We start from the raw sequence: 25,705 nt of genomic DNA, 5'->3' as shown, positions 1-25,705 counted from the left end.
CACCAGGCTAAACCCAACCCAAAGCATGCTCCCGATAGAAGCCATACTCCCAGAGCTAAAACAAACCCTGAACGAGGGCACCACGGCCCTGCTTCAGGCACCTCCGGGTGCGGGTAAAACGACAAGGGTTCCGCTGGCTCTGTTGGATGCCCCGTGGCGGGATAACCGGAAGATCCTGATGTTGGAGCCCAGGCGGCTGGCGGCCAGGTCGGCGGCCCGGTATATGGCGAAGCAGTTGGGGGAAGCGCCGGGGCAGACGATTGGTTATCGGACTCGTCTGGATTCCAAGGTGTCAGGCAGCACCAGCATTGAGGTGGTGACCGAGGGCATTCTGACGCGCCTGATTCAGAACGATCCGATGCTGGAAGACTATGCCGCCGTGCTGTTTGATGAGTTTCATGAGCGGTCGTTGCAAGCCGATCTGGGATTGGCCCTGGTACGTGAAAGTCAGCAGGCCCTGCGGGAGGATCTGCGGTTGCTGGTGATGTCGGCCACGCTGGATGCCGCGCCCATTGCCCGGGTGCTGGGGGATGTGCCGGTGATCACTTCTGAGGGCCGGGCGTTTCCGGTGGAGGTGTTGTACCGCCCTTTGCCCCGTAATGCCCGGATCGTGGACCAGGTAGTGGCGGTGGTTCAGGAGGCCTTGGGAGCGCAAACCGGCTCGCTGCTGGTGTTCCTGCCCGGAGCCGGGGAGATTCGCCGGGTGGCGCAGCAGCTGGCGGGGCAGTTGCCCGACAACGTGGTGCTGGCCCCGTTGTACGGCAACCTCAAAGCCGAAGAGCAGGACCGGGCGATTTCGCCCGCGCCGGAGGGTACCCGCAAGATTGTGCTGGCCACGGCGATCGCCGAGACCAGTCTGACCATTGAAGGCGTGCGGGTGGTGATTGATGCCGGCCAGCAACGCCGGGCGGTGTTTGATCCCAACAGCGGTATGACGCGCCTGGTGACCGGGCGGGTATCAAAGGCGTCTGCCGAGCAGCGCAAGGGCCGGGCCGGTCGGGTTGAGCCGGGGGTGTGTTACCGGCTTTGGAGTGAATCGGAGCAGTTCGGATTGGCGGATTACACGCCGCCGGAAATCCAGGAAGCCGACTTGGCACCGCTGGTGTTGGAACTGGCCCAGTGGGGCGCCCGGTCGCCCGAACAGGTGGCGTGGATTGATGCGCCACCGAAAGCGCACTGGCAACAGGCGGTGGATTTGTTGCAGTGGCTGGATTTGCTGGATGCCGAGGGTGCCATTACTGACCACGGCAAGTTGGCCCGGGAGCTGGGGCTGCACCCGCGCCTGGCCCATATGGTGATCAAAGGCCGCGCCCTGGGGCGGGGCCAGTTGGCAGCCGAGCTGGCGGCGCTGTTGGAGGAGCGGGATCTGCTCGGGCCAGGCTCCGGTGCGGATTTGCATGAGCGGATTCGGGTGCTGCGGGGCGAACGCGGTCATCGCGGGCTGGATGCCGCACGGGTGCAGGCGGTTCGCCAGGCGGCAAAACGACTGTGCCGTGATCAGCCGGCGCAGGATTTAGCGTCGGAAGCCGATGTCGGTCGCGTTCTGGCTCAGGCCTATCCGGACCGTATTGCCCGCCGAAGGCAAGGGGCCATGCCGCGGTATCAGCTCAGCAACGGCAAGGGTGCGGTGTTGCGGGAGGACGATCCCTTGGCTCGGCAGGACTGGCTGGTGACGGCGGATCTGGATGGTAAGGCCCGGGAAGCGACGATTTATCTGGCGGCACCGGTCGATCTCACGGACCTTGAACAGGACCTGGCTAACCATATCGAAGAACGTGAGGAAGCCCTGTGGGACGACAAACGCGGTACCATCGTCGCCCGTCGGGTCCGCAAGCTCGGAGCCCTGGTGCTGGCGGAGAAACCGTTGAATCAAGTGGCCCCGGAACTGATCCAGCAGGGCCTGCTGGATGCGGTGCGCCGCAAAGGTCTGGACAGCCTGCCCTGGAGCGATGCGGCCCGCCAGTGGGTGGCCCGGGTGCGATTGCTGGCGGGGCAGTTCCCCGGCGACTGGCCGGAGGTCAGCGACCAGGCCTTGCTGGACACGCTGGAGACCTGGTTGGCGCCGTTTATGGCTGGCATGAGCCGCTGGTCTGACCTGGCGCGCATCAATCTGGTTCAGGCCCTGAGTGCCCTGCTGGATTACCCACAACAGCAGCAGCTGGACGAACTCGCGCCAAGATCTCTGACTATTCCCACCGGCCAGAACGTCACCCTGGATTACCGCGCTGACAACGGCCCGGTGCTGGCGGCCAAGCTGCAGGCGTTGTTTGGCTGGACCGAAACACCGACCGTGGCGGGCGGCCGGGTGCCGGTGGTGATTCACCTGCTGTCACCGGCCCAGCGGCCTCTGGCGGTGACGGCAGACCTGGCCAGTTTTTGGCAGAACGCCTATCCGGAGGTGCGCAAGGACATGCGGGGCCGTTACCCAAAACACCCCTGGCCGGAAGACCCGCTCACCGCTCAGGCCCAGCAGGGAACGAAAAAACGCCCCGCTCGCTGACCCGCCCGGTCACCAGAGTGTCCGGCACGGGTTCGAAGTAGATATTGCGCGCGGTTATGCCAGTTTCCTTGGGCCCCCGCAGTTCCTCCGCGGGCATTTCCTCCAGATGGAAGGTCTCAACGGTTGCCGGGCTGTCCCGGAAGGTGTCCGCCAATACCCAGAGCGGCGTTCTCATGTGCCGCGCGGCCAGGGCCACCAGTAAGGTGCCGCTCTTATTGATAAAATGATGGTCCGCCAGCCAGCAGTCGCAGCCCGTGAGCACGAGGTCTGCCCTCGACATAAACAGGCCGGCCTGGGCATCGGTAATCAGAGTAACCGGAACTCCCAAATGTGCCAGTGCTTTGGCCAGCCCGTGGCCTTCAAAACCGGGGCTGCTTTGGGTGCAGATCACCGAAAACGCCACACCATCCTGAGCCAGTTGGGTCAGACACTGAAACACCACAGAGCTGGCGCTGTGGGTCAGGATGGTATTGCCGCTGTGAACCAGTGTGCGGGCGTTGGAGACCAGTTGGCTGGTGGCCGATTCGAGCTCGGTGATTAATGTCAGGATGGCCTTGTCGGCGGACTGTGGATTCCCAGCCATTGCCCGTTGCAGGCGGGCGATACTGTTGCCAATCACCACCATGCTCGGCCGGGCACTGGCCAGGGCCGCCAGTAACGGTTCCAGGCGGTGTTTTGCCGCCGGTTGCTGAGTGACATAGCGGTGCAGATTACGGAGGGTCGTCAGTGCCAACTGACTGGCACCTGATAAGGTATCCTGTTCAACTTCCTGCAACAGTGCCTGCGCTTGCGGATCAAGATCGGCCATCGCTACTAACCTGTGTTCACTGAGTGAGTAGCCTTAACGTTAGCAGCGATGGCAAGCCGGAACAGCTATCCAACTTCGATTATTTTTTTGTAAGGCAGCTTGTCCGAAACCGGATTCTGTATAAAATGCGCGCAACTTATCTGGAGTGCCGCTGACACCATGCACCTGGTTTCCTTTGATATCTTCCGCACCCTGGGCTTTCCTGACACCACGGTGCTCAAGCCCGAGCAATTCCTTCGACACAAAGACCTGTTGCGAGACGCAGACTGGGTGCTGTTTCCCGAATACTGGCAGTTGAATGCCCTGGTCCACGGCCTCAAGTGCCGGGTGTTTCCAAGCGAGGCCAGCTATCGCATTGGTCATGACAAGGTGGAGATGACCCGTGCGTTCCAGACCGTGGCGCCGGAACACACCCCCTGGACGTTGATCGAAGCCAACGGCCCCCAGGAGCGGGATCTGATCTGGGACACCATGGCCCTGCCCTTCGTGGCAAAACTGCCCAAGGCCAGTATGGGTGAAGGGGTGTGGCTGATCGAAAACCGTGACGACTGGCGCCGGTACTGCGAACGTACCCACGTGCTTTATGCCCAGGAATTCCTGCCGATCGACCGTGATGTGCGGGTTGTGGTGGTGGGCGACCGGGTGCTGACGGCTTATTGGCGAACCCAGGCGGAACAGGGCTTCTACAACAACGTGGCCCGGGGTGGGAAAATTGATACCAGCCCGGTACCGGAAGTGGTCACCGGGCTGGCTTTACGGCTGGCCAGGGAGTTGGGGGTGGACCACGCTGGTTTTGATATAGCGCTGGTCGACGGCTACCCGTATGTACTTGAATTCAACAGGCTGTTCGGTAACCAGGGGCTGGGCCAGGGCAGTGACCTGAAAGAAGCCATTCTCGACTACCTGAACCGGCAGAGCTGCCCTCAGGACCCGGACGGGCCGACCGAGCCGACGCCGCTCTGGCCGGTGGCGGTCTGATACAGAATTCTGCGCCAGAGGTCCGGTTTCCGTTGCCGGATTTATGGGTATATATGCGCATTTGCGGTGGTCAGAAAAAAACCTGATGATCGCGGCTATTCACGGGTAACACGGCGAGGCTGTGCTACCCTTTTTTTATGCCCGTTTACCCTGTGGAGGGACACACCACCCATGATTCAGATGCCCAACGCCGACATCAACGACTACTACAGCGCTGAGACTTTCAAGCGGATCAAGGACTTTGCCGATGGCAAGGAAACCCCGTTTGTGGTTATCGACACCCAGACCATCGATCGTCAGTACGAGGAGTTGGTGGAAGGCTTCCCGTACGCCAGGGTTTACTATGCGGTCAAAGCCAATCCGGCCCCGCAGGTCCTGACCATGCTGCGGGACAAGGGTGCCTGTTTCGATATCGCGTCGGTGTATGAGCTGGACAAGGTGATGAGCCTGGGTGTGACCGGTGATCGCATCAGTTATGGCAACACCATCAAGAAGGCGAAGGACATTCGCACCTTCTACGAGAAGGGTGTGCGCCTGTTTGCGACCGACTCAGAGGCTGATCTGCGCAACATCGCGAAGGCAGCGCCGGGCTCGAAGGTGTATGTGCGTATCCTGACCGAGGGTACCCTCACCGCAGACTGGCCGTTGTCCCGCAAGTTTGGCTGCCAGACGGATATGGCCATGGACCTGCTGATCCTGGCCCGCGATCTGGGCCTGGTGCCTTACGGCGTGTCATTCCATGTGGGTTCCCAGCAGCGGGAAATCGGCGCCTGGGATGCGGCACTGAACAAGGTGAAGGTGATTTTCGAGCGTCTGAAGGAAGAAGACGGCATCGAGCTGAAGATGATCAACATGGGCGGTGGTTTTCCGGCCAACTACATCACCCGCACCAACGAGCTGGCGGTGTATGCGGAAGAAATTGCCCGTTTTCTGCGGGAAGATTTTGGTGACGATCTGCCGGAGATCATCATCGAACCGGGTCGTTCGCTGATCTCCAATGCCGGTGTGCTGGTGAGCGAGGTGGTACTGATTTCCCGGAAGTCACGTACCGCATTGCACCGCTGGGTGTTTACCGATGTGGGTAAGTTCTCCGGGCTGATTGAGACGCTGGATGAGTCGATCAAGTTTCCGATCTGGACCGAGAAGTCCGGTGAGGGCGAGGACTGTGTGATTGCGGGGCCGACCTGTGACAGTGCCGACATTATGTACGAGCACCACAAGTACCCGTTGCCTTTGAATCTGGCGATTGGTGACCGGATGTACTGGTTGTCGACCGGGGCTTATACCACCACTTACAGTGCGGTGGAGTTTAATGGCTTTCCTCCGTTGAAGGACTACTACATCTAAGCCCTGGAGTCTGGCCGCAGGGTGGGAGATAGTTTTCCTCTGGGAAAAATAACTCGCTGCGCTCAGACATCTTTTTCCCGGCGGAAAACTATCTCCCGCCCCGCGGCCTGCTGGCTCGGTTCGGGAAGTCTTTTTTTGCTACGGTTTTGCGGGTCGCTTTGGCGGCCCTTTTTTATTTCTGCAGGGCCTTTTGGCGCTGTTCTTTGTTTTCGGCCTTGGTTTGCGGGCTGTCGGGTTGGGCCTCTTTGAGGTCGTCCGGTTCGGGCAGCGGATCTCTTGGCGGGTAAATCAGCGCCACGGGGTTTTCAGCGACCACCTGGAACCAGGCTTTGATCAGTTTCGGGAAGCTGGATATCCGGGTGTTTCTGGCTCTGAGCGCCACGTTCAGGGCCAGGGTGAAGCTGACGATGAGGTTGACGCCGCCGATCAGCAGGGCGAACAGGGTGAACAGGGCGAAGTCGCTGGCGCCGGGGATGAACACGGACATGGCGTAGCCGACGTCGGCGGAGGAGAAGGCGACGTGGCGGATGTCGATGGGCAGGGCCAGCAGGTAGCCGATGTAGCCGGTGACGCCGAGCAGTACGCCGAACACGAAGTTGCTCATCAGGGCACCGTAGTGTTCAGCCACGTAGGCGCCGAAGCGGGCGCGGGTTTCCGGGGGCATCAGGGGGCGCAGCAGGGGGTGTTGTTCCAGGCGTTCGGCCAGGTTCAGGTAGGCGGCGCGGTTGTCGAAGTAGCCGGCCACCAGGCCTGAGAAGAACAGCCAGACACCGGCGATGGCGGCGTACATCAATGCCAGGCTTTGCCAGGGGTGAATACCGGTGAGCATGTAGTCGTAGCGTTCGGTACTGATCAGCGGAACGCCTTGTACATGGCTGTATAGCGAGCCAACGGCGAAAGCCACGGACAAGGCCACGGCGACGTTGCCCATGATGGCGACGAACTGGGTGCGGCCAACCCGGACCAGTAGTTCCGCCAGTTTCCGGGCGTTGGCCCGGCCCTGTTCGCCCTGCTCGACTTTTTCGGCGATGCTGGCGGCGGTCATGGCGGGCTGTTTGGTGGCCACGGTGCAGTGCAGCATGTGGATGATCATGAAGCCGATGCCGTAATTCAGGCTGACCCAGAGGGTTTCCCAGCCCCGGGTCAGGTCCAGCTGCAGTATCTGGATCTTGATCAGTGCCATGAAGGCGATGATAAACCCGCCCCCGGCACCGGAGGCCAGCATGGCCAGGTATTCTTTGCGGCTGCCGGCGATGTAGTGTTCGCCGTGGTCGCTGGCGTTCTCGGTGACGCTGCGGGACATCAGTCGGAGATTGGCGCGCCAGAGGGCTCTGACGCCGTGTCGTTCAGCGCTGGCCTGGACCAGGGTCTTGAACAGTTCCACGGATCGGTTCAGTCGCTTCACCGGGTCTGCCGGGTCCAGAATATCCAGCAGGTGTTCAATCCGGTCCAGGGTCTGGTGCAGCCGCTCCAGCAGGTGGGTCAGCGCCATGGTGGAGCCGGCGGTGACAGACTTGCGCTGCAGCCGGTCAATTTCTTCGCGGCACTGTTCAATCAGTACCCGCGCGTGGGCATCGTCCAGCTCAACGGATTCCTTTTCCTGCAGGGCATGCCCCCAGGACTGCACCAGCGCGGCAATTTCCCGCTGAAGGGCCACGAAGGCGGATTCCCGGTCGATGATCTTCGGGTTCAATCTCAGTATGTTGGGTTCCAGCTCTTCGGCGGCAACCCAGATGGACATCATCTCCAGGGCGTTGAGCATCTGGCTGTAAATGCGGTTCCGGGTGCGTTCCAGAGCCGAGGGCGAAAAGTGCCACAGGGTGGTCAACAGGCGGATCAGAGCCTCATCGGGGATCCGGTGAATCCATTCGGCGTCGTCTTTGCGGTGGAACACGACAAACAGCACGTTCTTGACGTTGTTGCGGTCTTTTGGGGCCGGGTTGATCCGCTCGTACAGGCGCTCGCCAATCTCTTTCAGGAAGCCTCGGCGGGAATAGAGCCCCAGGCCGGACAAAAGCTGAAAAAACTGGGCTTGGTCAAGCCATTCCTGAAGTCGGCCGGAGACGGTCAGATGCACGTCCAGGTTTTCGGTCAGGGCGCCTTCCAGTTGCTTCATGCGGTCGGTGGCGTTGTGGACGGTTTCGCCTCGTTGCGGGCGAATCCAGTCCACCACCAGGCTGAGTGTTTTCAGGGCGCTGGTGTCCTCATCCGCAAGCTGGTTAATCAGAGTGGCCAGTTTCAACACAGAGTCCTTGCTTGTGCATGGAGTGTAGCGAATTCCATACGATGTTTATTGGCTGACAGATGATATTCACGCCGGTCTGCGGCGCAGGTCCAGGGTGAAAGCGATCGGCAACACCAGCAGGCTGTAGCCAACCATGACCATGATCGCGTGGCGTATATCACCGCTCCAGTCGGCAACCAGGCCGCCTATCATGGGCACTGAAAACGCCAGGGTGTAGCCCACCAGGAAGGTCCCTGCCGATAGCCGGCCGGTTTCCTCTGAGCGTACCAGCAGCGGTGGCAAAGCAACCAGAAGAATCAGCAGGATACCGGCAACAAAACTCATCAGGGTGGCGCTGACGATGGCGGGCCAGCCTTGCAGGACAATGGTGCCGCTGGTGCCGACAATACTGAGCAGCGCCATCACTATGATCACGCTGCGCCTGCCCACCCAGAATCGGGCCATCTTGAGCATCACCAGCGAGGCCACCACTTGTGCAAAGTTATACCAGAAAAGCGCGTCTGCCAGTTTTTCAAAATGCCCCTGTTGCTCCAGCAGATTGCCCATGTAGGCGTTGAGGCCAAAAAACATGGAGCCGGACAAGCCCAACAGCAGGCCAATACGCAGGGTCAGCGGGTTTTTCCAATCCGGCAGCCAGGCGCTTCGGCGCACTGGCCGGGCCAGGTCCCTTCTGGGCAGGAACAGGGCAGCAGCCACCAGCAGCGCCGGCAATGACCAGGCCAGCAGGGTCGCGCGCCAACTGTTATCCAATAGTGGCATCAGTACCGGCAGGGTAATGCCGGCTCCGATGAACTCGCCCATCAGCATGCCGTTCATATAGATGGCAGAGCCCAACGCCAGATGGTGAGGTTCCAGCCACCGTGGCAACAGGGCGGGCAAGGCCGGCTGCATCATTGCCACACCCAGCCCCATCACTGCACTTGCGACCATCAGCGTGAAAGTGTCCGGTACCAGACCACGGCCCGCGGAGCCGATCACCATAATCACCATGGCAAGGGCCAGGGTATTTCGGGGGCCGATGCGGGAAATGGCCAGGGAGCCAGGCATGGCGCCAATGGCCAGCATCAGGATGGGTAAAGTGGTGAGGGCGCCGGTCAGCGCCTGCGTAAGCGCCAGTTCATCTGAAATAAATGGCGCCAGCGGCGGTGCCACCAGTACCGGAATTCTCAGGTAAACACCGGCCAGCCAAAGCAACACCGCCACCGGCAGCAGCTTGGCTGGCGATGGCGGTGCAGTTGTTGCCGAGGGGGTTGTCACGACCAGCGGGTTCAGTCTTCGCTGGTGTCGGGCAGGTAGGCGCCGTCTTCGTCGTGTACTTCGCGGCCGGTGACCGGAGGGTTGAAGGCACAGATCAGGCGCATGTCTTCGGTGCCACCGTACAGGGTATGCTGGTCGTGCTTGTCGAGTGCATACAGAGTGCCATCGGTGATTTCATGGGTTTCCCCCGTGGCCTTGTCCAGGATCTTGCCGTTACCGGCAACGCAATAGACCGCTTCCAGGTGGTGCTTGTACCAGAGGTTCAGCTCGGCACCGGCGGGAATAATGGTTTCGTGGAACGAAAAGCCCATGCCGTCTTTTTTCAGCAGCATGCGACGGCTGGTCCAGCCCGGGCCGGTAACTTCGCGTTCGGTACCAATGATGTCTTGCACTCGTACAATTTTCATTTGCATTCCTCATTGTGTGATGGAATAGCCATACAGTATAAACATGCCGGTTACGGCCGGTTCAACCGCCAATCGTCGTAAACCGCCAGAGATTGCTCGATGGCAGCCACCAGGTTATGCCGTAGCTGGTGGCTGAGAGGCTTTTGCTTGCGGCACCGGTCGAACGCTTTCTGGATCTCCCGGCGACTGGGTTTATCCAGCCTCTCCAACCAGTGCTGATCGGCCGGTTCCAGTTCCAGAAGGTCCCTGCCGGCGTGGTTCCGATGGCTGATGTGCCACCAGTGATCCACGGCCCGGCCCAATACAACATAGCCGAACTGGCTGTCCTGTACAGGGCCAAAACTGGCGCTTTTCAAACCGTCTTTCAGGGGGCCGATGTTCAGTGCCGGGAGCAGCAGCCGGTCACCGTAAAAGTAGCTGCCAGCGGCACCGATCAGCCCACCCACCAGGGCTCCGGTGCCCAGGGATGTGCCGAAGGTCGCGGCGTCAATGCCGGCACCCCCGACCGCACCCGCACCAAAGCCGGCGCCGGCCAGATACTTCTTGCTGACCGCCCAGTGTTTCCGGGTGTCTTCAGAGAACAGGTCGTGCTGGTTGGCCCATTCCAGCTCTGCCTCCTGGCGTTGGATGCGTTGATGCTGGTACAGATGTTCAATGTTCACCCGCAGGGTCTGTTCGCGCTGACGCTGATGCCGATACCAGCGGTCCCGCAGGGTTTCAGCCAGGGAAGCATCACTGATGCTGGCCACCTGATCCAGGGTGAGTGTGCGCTTTTCCTGATAGGCCATCATGTCTTCCAGGGCCCGCGCGATAAGGCCGGCGGCCTGGTGGCGGCGCTGTTGTCGCTGCTGGGCCAGCAGGTCGGTGGCCCGGGCGAGGGTCTGCTCCCAGTCCGGTTCAAGCTGGCCGAAGGCTTTGAGCAGGCTGAGATGTTGCGTGAACGGGGCGCGAACGGCGTCGAACTTGCGAACAACTTGAAAGAACTGGCCAAGTGCGGATTGCCAGACGTCGCTGTAGTCGTCATCACCGATGCTGTTGATCAGGGCCAGGCTTGGCCGGCCGGTCCAACGCAGGATGGTCATTTCCGCCTCGTGCTCTGCACTGTAGGGTACGGAGCCATCCACCACGTAAATGATCCCGGCGCCTTCGATAATAGGCGCCAGCAATTCGCATTCGTCCACATAGCGGTCATCAGCCTGGTGCTGAATCACGAACGCCCGGACGGTTTCCGGGTGGTCGGAGGCCGACAGGCTGTGGGCTTCCAACCACTGCAGTACTCGCCGGGGCCGCTGGAAGCCGGGCGTGTCGACCAAGGTGTACAGCTGTTGGCCATCAACACTGAGCGGGTAGGCTTGTCGGGCCCGGGTGGTGCCCGGTTCCAGGGCGATGGCGATGGCGTCGTTCTGTGACAGGGTGGCCACCACACTGGACTTGCCTTTGTTGGGGTGGCCGACCACCGCGAAAACCGGCTGCTGGCTCATGGGCGTTCGGTTCCGGTCTGGTAGGGGTTCTCCGGCAAGGACGGCAGCACGGTGACCCGGGCAAAGCCCGCCGGTAGGCGCTCGGTAAATCGTAGCCAGGGTTGGATCAAGTGATCGGCTGGTGCCCGGTTGGCGTCAGAGGCCAGCGGTAGCACCAGTACACGGGTATTCCCTGGCCACTGCTCCCGGGCATGGTCCAGGAAGTCGTGCAGCTCACCGGTGGGTGGTTCCCAGCTGCGGGTAACCACCATAACGCTGGGTTCCGGGCTCTCTGCCAGGGCCTGCGCCAGGGTGGCCAGTACCCGGTCATCCTCTTCCAGGGAGGCGCGTCCTCCAGCCTTGAGGATCTGGGTCTGGTTACCAAGCAGTTGTTGCGGTAACTCCGGCTCACCGGCACCGGCCCAACAGACAATATGGTCCGTGTCTGACAGTTCGACGGTTCGGGCTCGGGTGGTGGTGTCGGGGAGGTCATCGGCGTCGTTGTGCTGGTTGCCGGTATCCAGGGTCGGGGTTTCCATGCGCCAGGCCAGCGCTTGCATGCCTGGATGCTGTTGCAGAATCCGGCGGGCCTTGTGGGTGATCAGCCAGTGGCTGGAAGCCAGAAGCACCAGGCGTGGCACCAGCACCCAGGTTAGCCACAGCATGACGACAAATGGCCACCATTGGCCCCATTGCGCCGGGGCTGTGCCGGGGCTATCCGGAGCCGCCCGGAAAAACCGCGTGGCTTCGACCAGTTCCTGGGACGGCACAGCCGTCGGCCACAGCCAGCCCCAGGGCGTCGCAAGCGCCTGCACCAATGCATGATACCCGCCGGCGGCCGTGTCCAGTGTGGTGCTCCAGCCAAAGGCCAGGTCTTGAATAACAAGCAACACCAGCAGGGTCAGTAGCCCGGTGATGGCGAACGCGGTGCCGCCGGCGTGGGCGGCACGGGCCATCAGCAGTGGTTGCAATTGCACCAGGACCTGCCCCGGCGGCTGTGCCTGTAGCCGCCTTTGCAACCAGCCCCAGGGCTGCCAGCCCGCGACCGCCTGGACGGTCGTCGCGGCAGCTAGCAACAGCTGCAGCAGTACAAACGCCAGAAACACGGTGATATTGATGCGCTGGCCGCCATCGTAGAACAGCAGGCCGGCCATGGTGATCACCCCGAACAGCGCGCCGGCTGCGATAAAACCACGCTGGATGCGTTGCCACTGCAACTCGAGCTTGTGGTTCGCCTGGCTTGCACTGCCGGGGCCACTGAGTCGCCGCATGTGTGCCAGCCAGGCCGCTGCGTCGGGGCGAATGCCCTGCTGTTCGCAGTCCAGTGCAAAACGCCGGTCCCGGCGGTGCAGAAAGGCGGGGGCTTGCTCCCTGTCGCGCTGGATGCGGTCATCAAACTCCAGCAGCAGACGAAGGGGGTGGTGGCTCATGCAGAATCCTGTTGCATTCGGTCGGTTATGCTTTCCTGCTAGGATATAGCCAACAACGCCCGTTAAGCCAGCCGGAACGCCCTATGCCCCACCACTTGATGAACCTGCGTAACGTACCCGACGACGAGGCCGACGATATCCGCGCCCTGTTCGAAGAGCACGAGGTACGCTACTACGAAACACCACCCAGCCGCTGGGGCATCAGCATGGGCGGCTTCTGGGTGCACGATGATGCCGAGGCCGAGCGCGCCCGGGCGCTGTTGGATGACTACCAGGCACGCCGCCTGCAGGCCCAGCGCGAAGAATACCTGGCCCGTTGCCAGCGCGGGGAAACCGGGCTCTGGTATCAGTTCCGAAGCCGGCCAGTCACTTTTCTGGCGGCGCTCATCGCCATTGCCGTTATTCTCGGGTTGAGCCTGTTACCGTTCATTCGCCTGGGCTGATTGCGGCCCCGCACCCTGGCGAGCCAGGAACTGGGCAGCCTGATCGACGGCATTGCCGGCGGTCAGAAAACTGGTGACATGGCCCCGCAGGCGCATTCGGTAGATCTCGTGGTACACCCCCTGGGCATCCAGAGCCTCGGCAAAGCGCTCGGCCTGACTGAACGGAACCAGCATATCCATGGTGCCGTGAAACAGGAAAAACGGCGGCGTTGATGCACTCACATGGGTAACCGGAGACGCCCGTTGGTAACGATCGGGTTGTTCCTCCAATTCAGCCCCCAGAAGCTGGCGTAATAGCCGTCCAGAGCCAAAGGCGGGCAGGTCTGCCGGGAGCCCGCCAGCCACTGCAGCCTGCAAGGCTGTGTCCGGGCCGCCATGGGGCCTGTTCAGGTCACTGTCTGTGTTGGCCACGGTGGCCAGCAGGGCCACCAGGTGAGCGCCCGAGGAGAAGCCGAAGCCAGTGACCCGGGAGGTGTCCAGGCCATAGCGGCCGGCATTCCGGTTCAGCCAGTGGCGGGCGATCTGCAGGTCGTGCAGCTGCGCCGGGAACCTGAACTCCGGGGCGAACCGGTAATCCACGTTCAGCACGGCAAATCCCTGGCTGGCGAGGGACTCCGCCACCCAGGTCATATCACTCCGGGAGCGACGCTCCCAACCACCACCATGCACCATCAGAACCACCGGGGCAGGATCGGAGCGCTCAGGCAGGTAAAGATCGGCATACAGAGGCGCCGGCCAGGTTTCCGGGGAGTAGCGGATGGAAGGATGAACTGAAAATTCAGTTTCTGGCAGGCTGACCGGAGTTTGCGGCGCGGGTTGATGACTGGCACAACCGGACAGCCAGAGCACTGTGCCGGCGGCCAGGGTCACCATTTTTTCGAATGTACGTGATATCACCAGACTACTCTTCTGTTGGAGTTACCTCATTAATACGGGACTCTCACGATCACGGATGCGATCTGTTTTATTTGCCGGGTCCCCGAGTGCTTTCTATACTCCTGCACCGGCGTCCGGAATTCCGGACAATCCCGAAGCTTCGGGAATGACCCAGAGATCATTGGAGTGCGGACCATGAGCCAGTTGTTTGCGGGCAAGAACAAAAGCGGGTTGACCCGCGAGTTGATCGAGGCCCTGTTCCCCATGTTTGAGGAAGCCAGCGCAGGGGCCATTGCGGTGGATCGGCAAACCCGGATCACATGGATCAATCATAGCTATTCGCAACTGCTGGGCCTCGATGATCCCGCTCAGGCCGTGGGCAGGCCTGTCCAGCAGGTCATACCGCAGACCCGGATGCCGGAAGTTGTGGAAACAGGGAAACCTTTGTTGCTTGACATCATGGAACACAACCGGCAGCAGTTGGTGGTTACGCGGCTGCCGTATTATGACGACAAGGGTGAAATTGAAGGTGCCGTCGCCTTTGTACTTTATGACGACCTTCAGCCTTTGACTCCCTTGGTATCGAAGTACCGGCGGCTGCACCAGGACCTGGCAGCGGCCCGAAAGGCATTGGCCAGAAAGGCGAGAGGCACCCGTTACAGCCTTGGGGACTTTGTCGGCGCCAGCCCGGCCGCGCTGGAAGTAAAACGCCGTGCCCGGCTTGCGGCGGGCCGGGATATGCCAGTCTTGCTGTTGGGGGAGACGGGCACGGGAAAGGAGGTACTGGCACAGGCAATACACACAGTATCCGCCCGGGCTGACAGACCGTTTGTTGGTGTAAACGTTGCGGCTGTTCCGGAAAATCTGCTGGAGGCGGAGTTCTTTGGTGTCGCCCCTGGTGCATACACGGGCGCTGACCGGCGCACCCGCGATGGCAAATTTCAGTTGGCCAACGGCGGTACCCTGTTTCTGGATGAGGTGGGCGACATGCCTCTGCCGCTTCAGGCCAAACTGCTGAGGGCCCTGCAAGAAGGCGAAATAGAGCCGCTTGGCTCTAACAAGGTGGTCCAGGTGGATGTGCGCGTGATTGCCGCCACCAGCCAGAATCTGGAGGCGATGATTGCGCAGGGCAGCTTTCGTTCGGATCTCTACTACCGGCTGAACGTGCTGGAAATCACCATCCCGCCTTTGCGAGACCGCCTTGCAGATCTTGGTGTGCTGTGTGAAGCCCTGATCGGCGAAATTTGTGAGGGTCAGGGCCTGCGTGGCGAAATCACCGATGCGGGTGTGGCAGCGCTGGGAAGCTACGACTGGCCTGGCAACATTCGGGAGTTGCGCAATGTGCTTGAACGAGCACTGACCATGAGTGAAGACGGCGACCTGCTGGATGCTGATGCTATATTCAAAGTGCTCCAAAGGAGTCGATCTCGTGCGGTCTCGGCGATGGTGCCGCGGTCTGTTCGGCCGCTGGCACGCATCATGGCTGAGGCCGAGGCTCAGGCTATCGAGGAGGCACTGTTGGTCAGTCGCGGTAACCGAACCCGGGCGGCGAAGCTGTTGGGGATCTCCCGGTCTGTCCTGTATGAAAAGCTTGCAAAAATGTCTTGATTTCCGGACATGTGTCTTGGTTGCCCTACACTTGATTACGACTAAGGTCGTTTTGTGTCCGGAAATTCAGACATTTTTTCTCGCTGGCCGAAACTGGATGCTCCTACATATATGATAAAAAAGGAATTTTCTGGTATGGCACAGTGTCTGCTTTATCCATATCGCAAGACGTCAGAACAACGCATGAAAACAAGCTGGCGCAAACCCGTTGGACCCAAGACCCAGTCAGTCTTGTGTGCATGCGTTGTCTGATCACATTCAGACCAACCCTCCGACCAAGAGCGGAGGCGGGATGACAACAACAAGAAGGATCCGTTTCATGTCGATCAAACAGAAACTCTCACGTCTTACCTACGGCGTTACCGCCGCAGCCGTGATCTCCGGCAGTCTGATCAGCAGTGATGCCCTGGCATCCGAAAGAGTTCGCTGGCAGGTGCCCCTGGCATTCCCGTCGCACCTGATAGGCCTGACTACCCCGGTCAAACACCTGACTGAGAACCTGAAAGCGGTTTCTGGCGGCAATATCCAGCTTCGTTACTACGAGCCTGGCGAACTGGTACCCCCGTTTGAAATCATGGAATCCGTCAGTACCGGCAAGTACCCCGCCGGCTACACCTGGGTAGGTTACGATCAGGGCACCATTCCGGCATTGCCGCTGTATTCCGGCGCCCCATTCAACATGGAGCCCCCGGCTTACCTGGCCTGGTACTATCAGGGCGAGGGCCGTGAACTGCTTGAGGAAATCTACGCCAAGCGCAATATCCACCCGATGCTGTGTTCGATCATCGGCCCCGAGGGCGCCGGCTGGTTTGCGAAACCGATCGAAAGCCTGGATGACATCGATGGCCTGAGAATCCGCTTTGCCGGCATCGGCGGCAAAGTGCTGGAGAAGCTGGGTGCCTCCGTCACCATGATCCCTGGCGGCGACCTGTACCAGGCTCTGGAGCGGGGAACCATTGATGCCACCGAGTTCTCCCAGCCGGCCATCGACAAGATGCTGGGCCTGGATCAGATCATCAAGAACTACATCATGCCCGGCTGGCACCAGACCCTGACCACTTCGCACCTGCTGGTGAACAAGGACGTCTGGAACAAGCTCAAGCCAGAGACCCGTGCACTGATCGAGATGGGCTGCGAATCGGCCACCCTGAAAGGGTTTGCCGAAAGCGAATGGGCCCAGCCCACCGCCCTGCGCGATTATGAAAAAGAGGGTGTAAACGCTCAGACTCTGCCAGAGCCTGTTCTGCGTGAGCTTCAGAAAGTCACCAACGAAGTGCTGGACGAGATTGCCGCCGGAGACGAAATGTTCCGTCGTGTCCTGACCAGTCAGCGTGAGTTCATGGAACACCACTCCATCTGGCACTCCAAGGGCTACCTGCCCCGGGACTTCTATCAGTACGACTGATATCAAGGCCTGAACCTGTGGATGCCGGCAGGGCCGGCATCCACCCCGAATGTTCCCTGATTATGTCGAGGTGATTGTGACTCACGAGCACGAATCCCCCAAGGCGCCCGTGCCTGCTCAGGCGGGGTCTGGCCTGCCCTACAACCGGCTGTCCTGGTGGCTGGACCGGTTTGTGGCTGGCGTTGGCAAGCTCAGTTCCTGGCTATGGATTGCCGTGCTGGTGGTGGTACTGGCCAACGTGTTCAGCCGTTTCGTCCTTAATGCCGGATCGATCTGGCTTGAGGAGTTGTCCTGGCACTTCTTTGGTGCCGCCATGATGCTCACGCTCGGATTTGCGGTGGTGAAAGACGACCACGTTCGGGTGGACGTATTGCGCGAACGGTTTTCCCTGAAATGGCAGGCGAGAATCGAGCTGGCAGCCATCCTGTTGCTGGCGCTACCCATCGTTTACCTGATGGTGGAAACCCTGATTCCCTACGCCTACAGCTCTTATGTGTACAACGAGCGTTCCCAGGCTCCCAGCGGCCTGCCCTATCGCTTCATCTTCAAGAGTGTGCTGCCCATTGGCATGACCCTGGTGGGCATTGCGTTGGCCTCCCGGGCCCTGCGTTGCTGCACGCTTCTGTTCCGATTTCCCCGCGAGATTGCCACGCCCGAGGGCTATGGCAACGGCGAACACCCGCATCCGTAACGAGGCACACGAATCATGGGCTTGGAAACACTTCTGGTTATTGCCATGTTCGCCGCCTTCATGGTGCTGTTGCTGCTGGGTTTTCCGGTGGCCTGGTCACTGGCGGGCATAGGTCTGGTGTTTGCCGTAGTGGCGAACTTTCTGATTGAACACTTTGATGCCGACCTCTGGTTTACCTGGAACGGCACCATTGGCGTGCTGGACGCCCGATTGTATGGCGTGGTGGCCAACGAACTGATGGTGGCGCTACCGCTGTTTATCTTCATGGGCATCATGCTCGACCGCTCCGGCATTGCTGAAAAATTGATGCACAGCCTGGTTCGGGTGCTCGGCCCCCTGCGCGGTGGCTATGCCATTACCGTGGTGATTGTCGGTGTGCTGCTGGCGGCCTCCACCGGTATTGTCGGGGCTTCGGTGGTATTGTTGGGCATGTTGTCCCTCGGGCCGATGATGCAGGCGCAGTACAACAAATCCCTGGCGGTGGGTACTGCGTGTTCCGTCGGCACCCTGGGTATTCTGGTGCCTCCCAGCATCATGCTGGTGTTGATGGCTGATCGTTTGGGCACGTCCGATGCGTCTGTCGGCAAGCTGTTCATGGGGGCGCTGATTCCAGGCCTGATGCTCGGTGCTATGTATATCCTGTACATCCTGATTGCCTCCTTCATCAAAAAGGACCTGGCCCCGGCGCCAAAAAACCGGGAGCCGCTGGATCTCAGGGCGCTTCTGGATGTATTCCTGGCGGTGGTACCGCCGATGGCGCTGATCATCGCGGTGCTGGGTTCCATTTTCTTTGGCATTGCCACCACCACCGAGGCCTCCGCCGTGGGGGCGTTCGGCGCTTTGCTGATGGCACTTCTGAGCCGGCGTTTAAACGTTAAGGTACTGCGGGAATCCTTGTACCAGACCAGCCGCACCACCGCGTTTATCTTCGGTATCTTTATCGGCGCCACGGTGTTTGCCGCCGTGCTTCGGGGCCTGGGCGGTGACGATGTGATCCGCGATGCCATTACCGGCCTGCCGTTCGGTACCACCGGCATCCTGATAACGGTGTTGTTTATTACTTTCCTGCTGGGCTTCTTCCTTGACTGGGTAGAGATCACCCTGATCATTCTGCCTCTGGTGGCACCGGTGGTGTTCTCTCTGGGCGTAGAGCCGGTGTGGTTTGCGGTGATGTTCGCCATCTGTCTGCAGACCTCGTTCCTGACCCCGCCGGTCGGGTTCTCTCTGTTCTACATCAAGGGCGTGTGTCCACCGGGGATAACCACACGCCATATCTACCTGGGGGTGCTGCCGTTTATTGCGCTGCAGTTGCTGGGCCTGACCCTGGTGTTCTGGTTCGAACCTCTGGCCACCTGGCTACCCAACGAAGTCTATGGCGGTCGCTGATGTGACCGCCCCGAACAAGACCAATAACAAACCGATCATCAACAAGGAGACAGTGTGATGCGTCTTCACAACCAAGTTGCACTCATCACCGGCGCTGGCCGGGGCATTGGCCGGGCCATTGCCGAACATTACGCCCGCGAAGGCGCCCGGGTGGCGGTCGCCGACCTGACGCTGGAAACTGCCGCCGGCACCGTCGCGGCCATCGAGCAGGCGGGCGGCACAGCCATGGCCCTGGCCATGGATGTCACCGATGAGCAGGCGGTGGACCAGGGGGTTGCCAATATCATTGACCGATGGGGCAGGCTCGATGTGGCCCTGGCTAACGCCGGCATCCAACACATTGATCCGGTGCATAAACTGGCCTTTGCCGACTGGAGCAAGGTGATGAACGTGCATCTGGACGGAGCTTTTCTGGTGACCCGTGCCGCCTTGCGCCAGATGTACACCCAGGGTGGGGGTACTATGCTGTATATGGGCTCGGTACACTCGTTAGAAGCTTCGCCGCTGAAAGCACCCTATGTAGCCGCCAAGCACGGCATGCTGGGCCTGTGCCGGGCGGTGGCGAAAGAAGGTGCCGAGCATGGGGTGCGCAGCAACATCATCTGCCCCGGCTTTGTACGCACCCCGCTGGTGGACAAGCAGATTCCCGAGCAGGCCAAAGAGCTGGGCATTTCCGAGGAAGAAGTGATCAGCAAAGTGATGCTCAAGAACACCGTGGACGGCAAGTTCACTACCCTGGAAGACGTGTCGGAACTGGCCGTGCACCTGGCGGCCTTCCCGTCCGCTGCCCTCACTGGCCAGTCTATCGTGGTCAGCCATGGCTGGCACATGCAGTAATTTTCTGGAGAAACGGATGAGCAACACAGAACAATCACCGGTTGTCTGGACCCCGAGCCAGGAAACCCTCGCCGGTTCCCGAATGGGCCAGTTCAAGGCCTGGCTGGAACAGCAGGGTTTTGGCCCTTTCGCCGACTACCATGCCCTGCATCAGTGGTCGATCACCGAACTGGACACCTTCTGGCAGAAAGTCTGGGATTACTGCGGCCTGATCTGCGATATCCCGGCCCAGAGCGTTTTGGGTAGTCGTAACATGCCCGGTGCCGAATGGTTCCCGGGCATGAAGCTCAACTTCGCCGCCAACCTGCTGCGCCTTGCCGAGGGCGACCATGCCTATAAAGAAGCGGTGGTGGCTTACTGTGAAACCCGCCCGGTGCTGCGCAAAACCTACGCCCAGCTGAAAGCCGATACCGGTGCACTGGAAGCTTTCCTGCGCAGCAAAGGCATCCAGCAGGGTGACCGCGTCGCGGGTGTGGTCACCAACGGCTACGAAGCCCTGGTGGGCATGCTGGCGGCCACCAGCATGGGTGCCGTCTGGAGCTCCGCCTCCCCGGACTTCGGTATCGGTGCCATCAACGACCGCTTCGGCCAGATTGAACCCTCAGCGTTGATTGTGGTGAATGGCTACGGCTATGGCGGAAAGGTGTTTGCCCGCCAGGACGACTTCGCCGAGCTGATCGCCAGCCTGCCGTCCCTGAAGGTGGTGGTCAGCATTGCGCAACTGCCGGGTGAAGCCCCGATTCCCGGCGAGCTGGTCACCACCTGGGACGATGCCCTGAAAGCCGGAGAAGGTCAGGCACCTACCTTTACCCCAGTCGATCCGGATCATCCGGTGTACATCCTCTATTCCTCCGGCACCACCGGTAAACCCAAGTGCATCGTGCACGGTACCGCCGGCTTGCTGGTCAACCACGCCAAAGAGCTTATGCTCCATGGCGACGTGGGCCCGGAAGACCGCTTCCTTTACTTCACCACCTGCGGCTGGATGATGTGGAACTGGCAGGCCTCCGCCCTGATGACCGGCGCGGCTGTGACTACCGTTGACGGTTCCCCGGGTTACCCGAGCCTGAATTACCTGTGGGAAACCGTGGCCAAAGAGCGGGTTACCCACTACGGCACCAGCGCCCGCTTCATCGCCGGCTGCCGAAAAGCCGAACTGCAACCGGCGAAAACCCTGGACCAGAGCCACCTGCGGGTGGTCTTCTCCACCGGCTCCCCGCTGCTGCCGGAAGACTACGACTGGGTCTACAGCGACGGCGCCCCCAACGTACTGCTCGGCTCGATCGCCGGCGGCACCGACATCTGTGGCTGCTTTGTGGGATCGACTCCGCTGCTGCCGGTACGAAGAGGCGAAATCCAGTGCCGCTTCCTGGGCGTGGACGCCGTGGCCTACGGCGACGACGGCCAGCCGGTCAGCGAAGGCCGGGGCGAACTCGTTTGCCGCCAACCCCTGCCCTCCATGCCCGTCAGCTTCTGGCAGGACCCGGACGGCGAACGCTACAAAGACGCCTACTTCAACACCTTCCCCGGCGTTTGGGCCCACGGCGACTTCATCGAATTCACCGAACACGGCGGCGCCATCATCTACGGCCGCTCGGACGCCACCCTCAACCCCGGCGGCGTCCGAATCGGCACCGCCGAAATCTACCGCCAGGTAGAAACCATCAGCGAGGTCAAAGACAGCCTGGTCGTCGGCCGCCAGATCGACGGCGACGTGGAAGTCGTCCTGTTCATAGTCCCGGCCGAAGGCCAGACCGTCACCGACGACCTGATCAAAACCCTGAAAACCCGAATCCGCGAAGGCGCCAGCCCCCGACACGTACCCAAACATATCGTGGAAGTGCCCGACATCCCCTACACCCGTAGCGGAAAAAAAGTGGAACTCGCGGTGGCCCGGCTGGTCAATGGCTCAAGCAAGGCGGACAACCGGGATGCCCTTGGCAACCCGGAAGCCCTGGACCGGATACGTGAGCGGTTGGCGGAGGTGGGGTTGTTACCGGCCTGAACTTTCGCCGCGGTGCGAATGAGGTGTTTTCGGTGTTCGGTAATTCGCGTGGAGCTCGGGTTTCGGAGCGTTTTGTCGACAAAATACGCGCGAGATTCTCTGTGCTAAGTGTCGCGGATGCCCACTCTGGAGTTGGATGAGCGGTGGTGGAACGGCCTCACAAAACTGTGCGGAGCCATGGATGGCGGAGCCCAAGCGTCACAGGGATGTGCCGCCAGGAGCGTGTTTTGGGAGGCCGTTCCACCACCGCGACAGCACCGAACCAAAAAACCTGACGAATGTTAGAAAGTTTCGTAAATTCCCGCCATTTCATCGTCCTGTAACCGAAGATCAGGCATTTTTAGTCCGTTCTTATACTAAGATCGTAACCAAAATTCTGGAAAAAATGCTATCTTAGTAGGTCTATCAAAAGTTCCGAATCAGTCACTGGCATAACCAGCCGTTCACAAGACGCCTGACCGTGCCATGACCGTCCTGAACCCACCCATTTGCCTGAGGACGAAAATGACAACATCCAAAGCCAAGATTGTCTACACACTGACCGATGAGGCCCCCGCCCTCGCCACCCGGTCACTGCTTCCCATCCTGGAAACCTTTGCCAAGCCGGCTGGTATCGACTTTGAAACCAGCGATATCTCTCTCGCGGCGCGCATTCTGGCAGGCTTCCCGGACTACCTTGAAGAAAACCAGCGCGTTCCGGATGCCCTGGCTGAATTGGGTGAGTACACCAAGGACCCGGACGCCAACATCATCAAACTTCCGAACATCTCTGCGTCCATTCCCCAGCTCCGTGCCGCCATCAAAGAGCTGAACGAGCAGGGCTACAAAGTTCCGGAGTACAAGGAACACCCGGAAACCGACGAAGAGAAAGAAATTCACGCCCGTTACTCCAAAGTATTGGGTAGTGCCGTTAACCCGGTACTGCGTGAGGGTAACTCCGATCGTCGCGCGCCGGCTGCAGTTAAAGCCTTTGCCCGCAAGTTTCCCCACACCATGGGTGAATGGAGCCCGGCGTCCCGCACCCACGTAGCGCACATGCGCGGTGGCGATTTCTACTCCAGCGAACAGTCTGTAACTCTGGACAAGGCCACCAACGCCCGCATCGTGTTCGAGAACAAGCAGGGCAAACAGACGGTACTGAAGTCCGACCTGCCGTTGCAGGAAGGCGAAGTGCTGGACGGCATGTTCATGAGCAAAAAGGCCCTGGTGAAGTTCTTCGAAGACGCCATTGCCGACTGCGAGAAAACCGGCGTGATGTTCTCCCTGCACGTCAAAGCCACCATGATGAAAATCTCCCACCCGATCGTGTTTGGTCATGCGGTGAAGGTTTTCTACAAGGAGCTGTTCGACAAGTACGGCGACCTGTTCAAGGAAATCGGCGTTAACCCGAACAACGGCCTGTCTTCCGTCATCGAGAAGATCAAGCAACTGCCTGAGTCCAAGCAGGAGCAGATCCAGGAAGACCTGCACGCGTGCTACGAGCACCGCCCGGAAATCGCCATGGTCGATTCCGTGAAAGGCATCACCAACCTGCACGTACCGAGCGACGTCATTGTTGATGCCTCCATGCCGGCGATGATTCGTAACTCCGGCAAGATGTGGGCCCGAGACGGCAAGCTGAAGGACACCAAGGCGGTGATGCCGGAGTCCACCTACGCCACCATCTATCAGGAAGTGATCAACTTCTGTAAGACCCACGGCGCGTTTGACCCCACCACCATGGGTACCGTACCGAATGTGGGCCTGATGGCGCAGAAAGCCGAAGAGTACGGCTCCCACGATAAGACCTTCGAAATGAAGGAAGACGGCATTGTGCGTGTGGTGGCCGAAGACGGCACCGTACTGACCGAGCACAAGGTTGAAGAAGGCGACATCTGGCGCGCCTGCCAGACCAAAGACCTGCCGATCCGCGACTGGGTCAAGCTGGCGGTTAACCGTGCCCGCTCCAGCAACACCCCTGCAGTGTTCTGGCTGGACGACGAGCGCGCGCACGACGCGGAGCTGATCAAGAAGGTCGAGACCTACCTGAAAGAGCATGACACCGAAGGTCTGGAGATTTATATCAAGTCTCCGGTTCGCGCCATCCGCTGGACCATGGAGCGTCTGATTCGTGGCCTGGACACCATTTCCGTAACCGGCAACGTGCTGCGGGATTACCTGACCGACCTGTTCCCGATTCTGGAACTGGGTACCAGTGCCAAGATGCTGTCTATCGTACCGTTGCTGAACGGCGGTGGCCTGTACGAGACCGGTGCTGGCGGTTCTGCGCCGAAGCACGTACAGCAGCTGATTCAGGAGAACCACCTGCGCTGGGATTCCCTGGGTGAATTCCTCGCCACGGCGGTGTCTCTGGACGAGCTGGGTGAGAAACAGGACAACCAGCGTGCCCGTCTGCTGGGCCAGACTCTGGACAAGGCCACCGAGCGCCTGCTGGAAAATAACCAGTCTCCGTCCCGCGTCACAGGTGAGCTGGACAACCGGGGTTCCCACTTCCACCTGGCCCGTTACTGGGCGGAAGAGCTGTCAAAACAGGATGACGACAAAGAGCTGAAAGAGTTCTTTGCCAAGCTGTCCAAGCAGCTGGAAGAGAACAAGGACAAGATCCTGGAAGAAATGACCGTGGTGCAGGGCCATCCGGCGGATATTGGTGGTTATTACCACCCGCCCATGGAGAAGGTATGCGAGGTGATGCAGCCAAGCGCCACCCTGAACAAGATCCTGGCCGATGCACGGGATTCCGTGAAGTAAGGCCAGCATTTCAGCCGGGCCATGGGCCCGGCATGAATCCCGAAAACCCGGTGTGCTTGAGGCTCACCGGGTTTTTTTATTCGTCAGGATCTTCCTGGTAGCCTTGTCCGGTTTCGCCGGCCTTGCGCAACTGAAGCAGTGTCAGCGGAGGGCCAATCAGCTCGAATACCACGGTGGCACCAATCACCAGGGGGAGAATGTAGCCCAGCTCCGGCAGCCGCTCGGTGGCTACGAGGGCCAGGCCGAGGGCGACGCCGGCCTGGGGCATCAGGCAGGCGCCGATGCGATGCCGGGTTTCCGGAGCGGAGCCGGCGAGCAGGCCCCCCAGGTAACCACCGGCCAGGCGACCGCCAATGCGGGCCAGTACATAGGCCAGGCCCAGAGCACCGAGGGTAGGTAATGCCAGCCAGTCGAGCTGGTATCCGGCCATGAAGAAAAACAGCGCCAGAAAGGGCTCGGAAATGCCCTCAATAGAACGGAACGGGCGAACGTGATGGCGCGCGCGGTTTGCTACCACAATTCCCAGAGCCATGCAGGTCAGCAGGTACGAAAGACCAAGCCAGCTGGCCAGCCCAGCCGCTACAAAGACAAACCCGGCGGATTCCAGCAGCATGGGTTCACCGGGCCGGAGCCGTCCGGTCAGCCAAGCCATTGGGAAACCGAGCGCCAGGCCAAGCAGCACAGAGCCTGCCACTTCCCAAAGCCCATGAAGCATGGCCGTGGCGCCGCTCAGGTCACTGTTCCCCAGCAACAGACCGGCTGCCACTAACAGGAGGCTGAACAGAATGGCGCCCCAGGCGTCGTCGATGGCGACCACCTGGAACACCAGCCGGGTCAGCGGGCCGTTGGCGCCTGCTTCACGCAGGACATCGAGGGTTGCTGCCGGTGCGGTGGCGGTGGCAATGCCGCCTAACAGCAACGCTGCCGGCAGATTACCGGTCACGGCCCAGACCGCCAGGATCACCGCCACGGCGGTCAGACAAGTGACGGCCAGACTGACAATCAGGGCTTCCTTACTCTGCTTCAGATCCCGGGCTGACATCCGTTCACCCAGTAGAAAGCCGACCATCGCCAGGGTCAACTGGGTGATCAGGCTAAAGCTCTGGTCGGCGTTATCGGGCAGCAGATCAAGCAAATCCGGGCCAGCCAGGGCGCCCAACAACAGCAGCAGGGTCACTCGTGGCACATGTACTTTCTGGCCCACGGCGTGGGCTGCAAGTGCCAGCAGCAGGGTGGTACCGATGAGGATCAGATCGCTGGCCTGGTTCACCTCC

19 protein-coding genes are annotated in these 25,705 nt (G+C 60.5%); 11 read left to right on the top strand and 8 right to left on the bottom strand.

What is annotated here, in order from left to right; genetic code table 11:
* Window positions 1-25 precede the first annotated feature (25 nt).
* A complete protein-coding gene (gene hrpB, locus ABIE59_RS09900) occupies window positions 26-2,500 on the top strand; it encodes an ATP-dependent helicase HrpB (protein ID WP_354446485.1) in 2,475 nt (824 codons plus the stop codon).
* Here hrpB and ABIE59_RS09895 read toward each other — a convergent pair.
* On the bottom strand, window positions 2,454-3,308 hold the full coding sequence (locus ABIE59_RS09895; RefSeq protein ID WP_354446483.1) for an eIF2B alpha/beta/delta subunit family protein: 855 nt from the start codon (window positions 3,306-3,308) through the stop codon (window positions 2,454-2,456). The genes hrpB and ABIE59_RS09895 overlap by 47 nt on opposite strands.
* Before the next feature lie 159 nt (window positions 3,309-3,467).
* Here ABIE59_RS09895 and ABIE59_RS09890 point away from each other — a divergent pair, with 159 nt between their 5' ends.
* Both ABIE59_RS09890 and ABIE59_RS09885 read left to right on the top strand, forming a co-directional pair.
* Window positions 3,468-4,286: an ATP-grasp domain-containing protein gene (locus ABIE59_RS09890; RefSeq protein ID WP_354446481.1), complete on the top strand. Its 819-nt coding sequence runs from the start codon at window positions 3,468-3,470 to the stop codon at window positions 4,284-4,286.
* Between the two features lie 171 nt (window positions 4,287-4,457).
* Window positions 4,458-5,633, top strand: a complete 1,176-nt coding sequence (locus ABIE59_RS09885) for a type III PLP-dependent enzyme (protein WP_354446479.1) — start codon at window positions 4,458-4,460, stop codon at window positions 5,631-5,633.
* Window positions 5,634-5,805: 172 nt separating this feature from the next.
* On the opposite strand, the gene ABIE59_RS09880 is transcribed toward ABIE59_RS09885, so the two are convergent.
* The 5 genes from ABIE59_RS09880 to ABIE59_RS09860 form a co-directional block, all read right to left on the bottom strand.
* On the bottom strand, window positions 5,806-7,875 hold the full coding sequence (locus ABIE59_RS09880; RefSeq protein ID WP_354446477.1) for a site-specific recombinase: 2,070 nt from the start codon (window positions 7,873-7,875) through the stop codon (window positions 5,806-5,808).
* Between the two features lie 69 nt (window positions 7,876-7,944).
* Window positions 7,945-9,135 carry an MFS transporter gene (locus ABIE59_RS09875; RefSeq protein ID WP_354446475.1) on the bottom strand — a complete coding sequence of 397 codons (1,191 nt, stop codon included), beginning with the start codon at window positions 9,133-9,135 and terminating at the stop codon, window positions 7,945-7,947.
* A gap of 11 nt (window positions 9,136-9,146) precedes the next feature.
* Window positions 9,147-9,542 (bottom strand): ectoine synthase, encoded by a 396-nt coding sequence (locus ABIE59_RS09870; protein ID WP_008176749.1) that lies wholly within the window; start codon window positions 9,540-9,542, stop codon window positions 9,147-9,149.
* Window positions 9,543-9,592: 50 nt separating this feature from the next.
* Entirely contained in the window at window positions 9,593-11,023 is a 1,431-nt protein-coding gene (locus tag ABIE59_RS09865) for a GTPase/DUF3482 domain-containing protein (RefSeq protein ID WP_354446472.1), read from the bottom strand.
* Window positions 11,020-12,432 carry a DUF2868 domain-containing protein gene (locus ABIE59_RS09860; RefSeq protein WP_354446470.1) on the bottom strand — a complete coding sequence of 471 codons (1,413 nt, stop codon included), beginning with the start codon at window positions 12,430-12,432 and terminating at the stop codon, window positions 11,020-11,022. The genes ABIE59_RS09865 and ABIE59_RS09860 overlap by 4 nt, the downstream gene beginning before the upstream one ends.
* Window positions 12,433-12,515: 83 nt before the next feature.
* Here ABIE59_RS09860 and ABIE59_RS09855 point away from each other — a divergent pair, with 83 nt between their 5' ends.
* Window positions 12,516-12,875 (top strand): DUF6164 family protein, encoded by a 360-nt coding sequence (locus ABIE59_RS09855; RefSeq protein ID WP_152436976.1) that lies wholly within the window; start codon window positions 12,516-12,518, stop codon window positions 12,873-12,875.
* Here ABIE59_RS09855 and ABIE59_RS09850 read toward each other — a convergent pair.
* On the bottom strand, window positions 12,852-13,772 hold the full coding sequence (locus tag ABIE59_RS09850; protein WP_354446468.1) for an alpha/beta hydrolase fold domain-containing protein: 921 nt from the start codon (window positions 13,770-13,772) through the stop codon (window positions 12,852-12,854). The genes ABIE59_RS09855 and ABIE59_RS09850 overlap by 24 nt on opposite strands.
* Before the next feature lie 174 nt (window positions 13,773-13,946).
* On the opposite strand from ABIE59_RS09850, the gene ABIE59_RS09845 reads away from it, so the two are divergent.
* The 7 genes from ABIE59_RS09845 (at window position 13,947) to ABIE59_RS09815 (ending at window position 24,431) form a co-directional block, all read left to right on the top strand.
* The gene (locus tag ABIE59_RS09845) at window positions 13,947-15,359 is read left to right on the top strand and encodes a sigma-54 interaction domain-containing protein (protein WP_354446466.1); all 1,413 of its coding nucleotides are present in this window, start codon (window positions 13,947-13,949) and stop codon (window positions 15,357-15,359) included.
* A 319-nt stretch (window positions 15,360-15,678) separates the two neighbouring features.
* The gene (locus ABIE59_RS09840; protein WP_354446464.1) at window positions 15,679-16,764 is read left to right on the top strand and encodes a TRAP transporter substrate-binding protein; all 1,086 of its coding nucleotides are present in this window, start codon (window positions 15,679-15,681) and stop codon (window positions 16,762-16,764) included.
* Window positions 16,765-16,840: 76 nt separating this feature from the next.
* On the top strand, window positions 16,841-17,455 hold the full coding sequence (locus ABIE59_RS09835) for a TRAP transporter small permease subunit (RefSeq protein WP_502915347.1): 615 nt from the start codon (window positions 16,841-16,843) through the stop codon (window positions 17,453-17,455).
* 15 nt (window positions 17,456-17,470) lie between these two features.
* The gene (locus ABIE59_RS09830) at window positions 17,471-18,841 is read left to right on the top strand and encodes a TRAP transporter large permease (RefSeq protein WP_354446460.1); all 1,371 of its coding nucleotides are present in this window, start codon (window positions 17,471-17,473) and stop codon (window positions 18,839-18,841) included.
* Window positions 18,842-18,898: 57 nt separating this feature from the next.
* Complete coding sequence (locus tag ABIE59_RS09825; protein ID WP_354446458.1) at window positions 18,899-19,678, top strand: 3-hydroxybutyrate dehydrogenase; 780 nt, start codon at window positions 18,899-18,901, stop codon at window positions 19,676-19,678.
* Between the two features lie 16 nt (window positions 19,679-19,694).
* The gene (locus tag ABIE59_RS09820) at window positions 19,695-21,683 is read left to right on the top strand and encodes an acetoacetate--CoA ligase (RefSeq protein WP_354446456.1); all 1,989 of its coding nucleotides are present in this window, start codon (window positions 19,695-19,697) and stop codon (window positions 21,681-21,683) included.
* Between the two features lie 504 nt (window positions 21,684-22,187).
* Entirely contained in the window at window positions 22,188-24,431 is a 2,244-nt protein-coding gene (locus tag ABIE59_RS09815; protein WP_354446454.1) for an NADP-dependent isocitrate dehydrogenase, read from the top strand.
* A 76-nt stretch (window positions 24,432-24,507) separates the two neighbouring features.
* On the opposite strand, the gene ABIE59_RS09810 is transcribed toward ABIE59_RS09815, so the two are convergent.
* Window positions 24,508-25,701: a cation:proton antiporter gene (locus tag ABIE59_RS09810; RefSeq protein WP_354446452.1), complete on the bottom strand. Its 1,194-nt coding sequence runs from the start codon at window positions 25,699-25,701 to the stop codon at window positions 24,508-24,510.
* Window positions 25,702-25,705: the final 4 nt, after the last annotated feature.

Source organism: Marinobacter sp. MBR-99 (assembly GCF_040547575.1).
Taxonomy (GTDB): domain Bacteria; phylum Pseudomonadota; class Gammaproteobacteria; order Pseudomonadales; family Oleiphilaceae; genus Marinobacter.
This window is presented reverse-complemented; position numbering and strand designations above follow the sequence as displayed.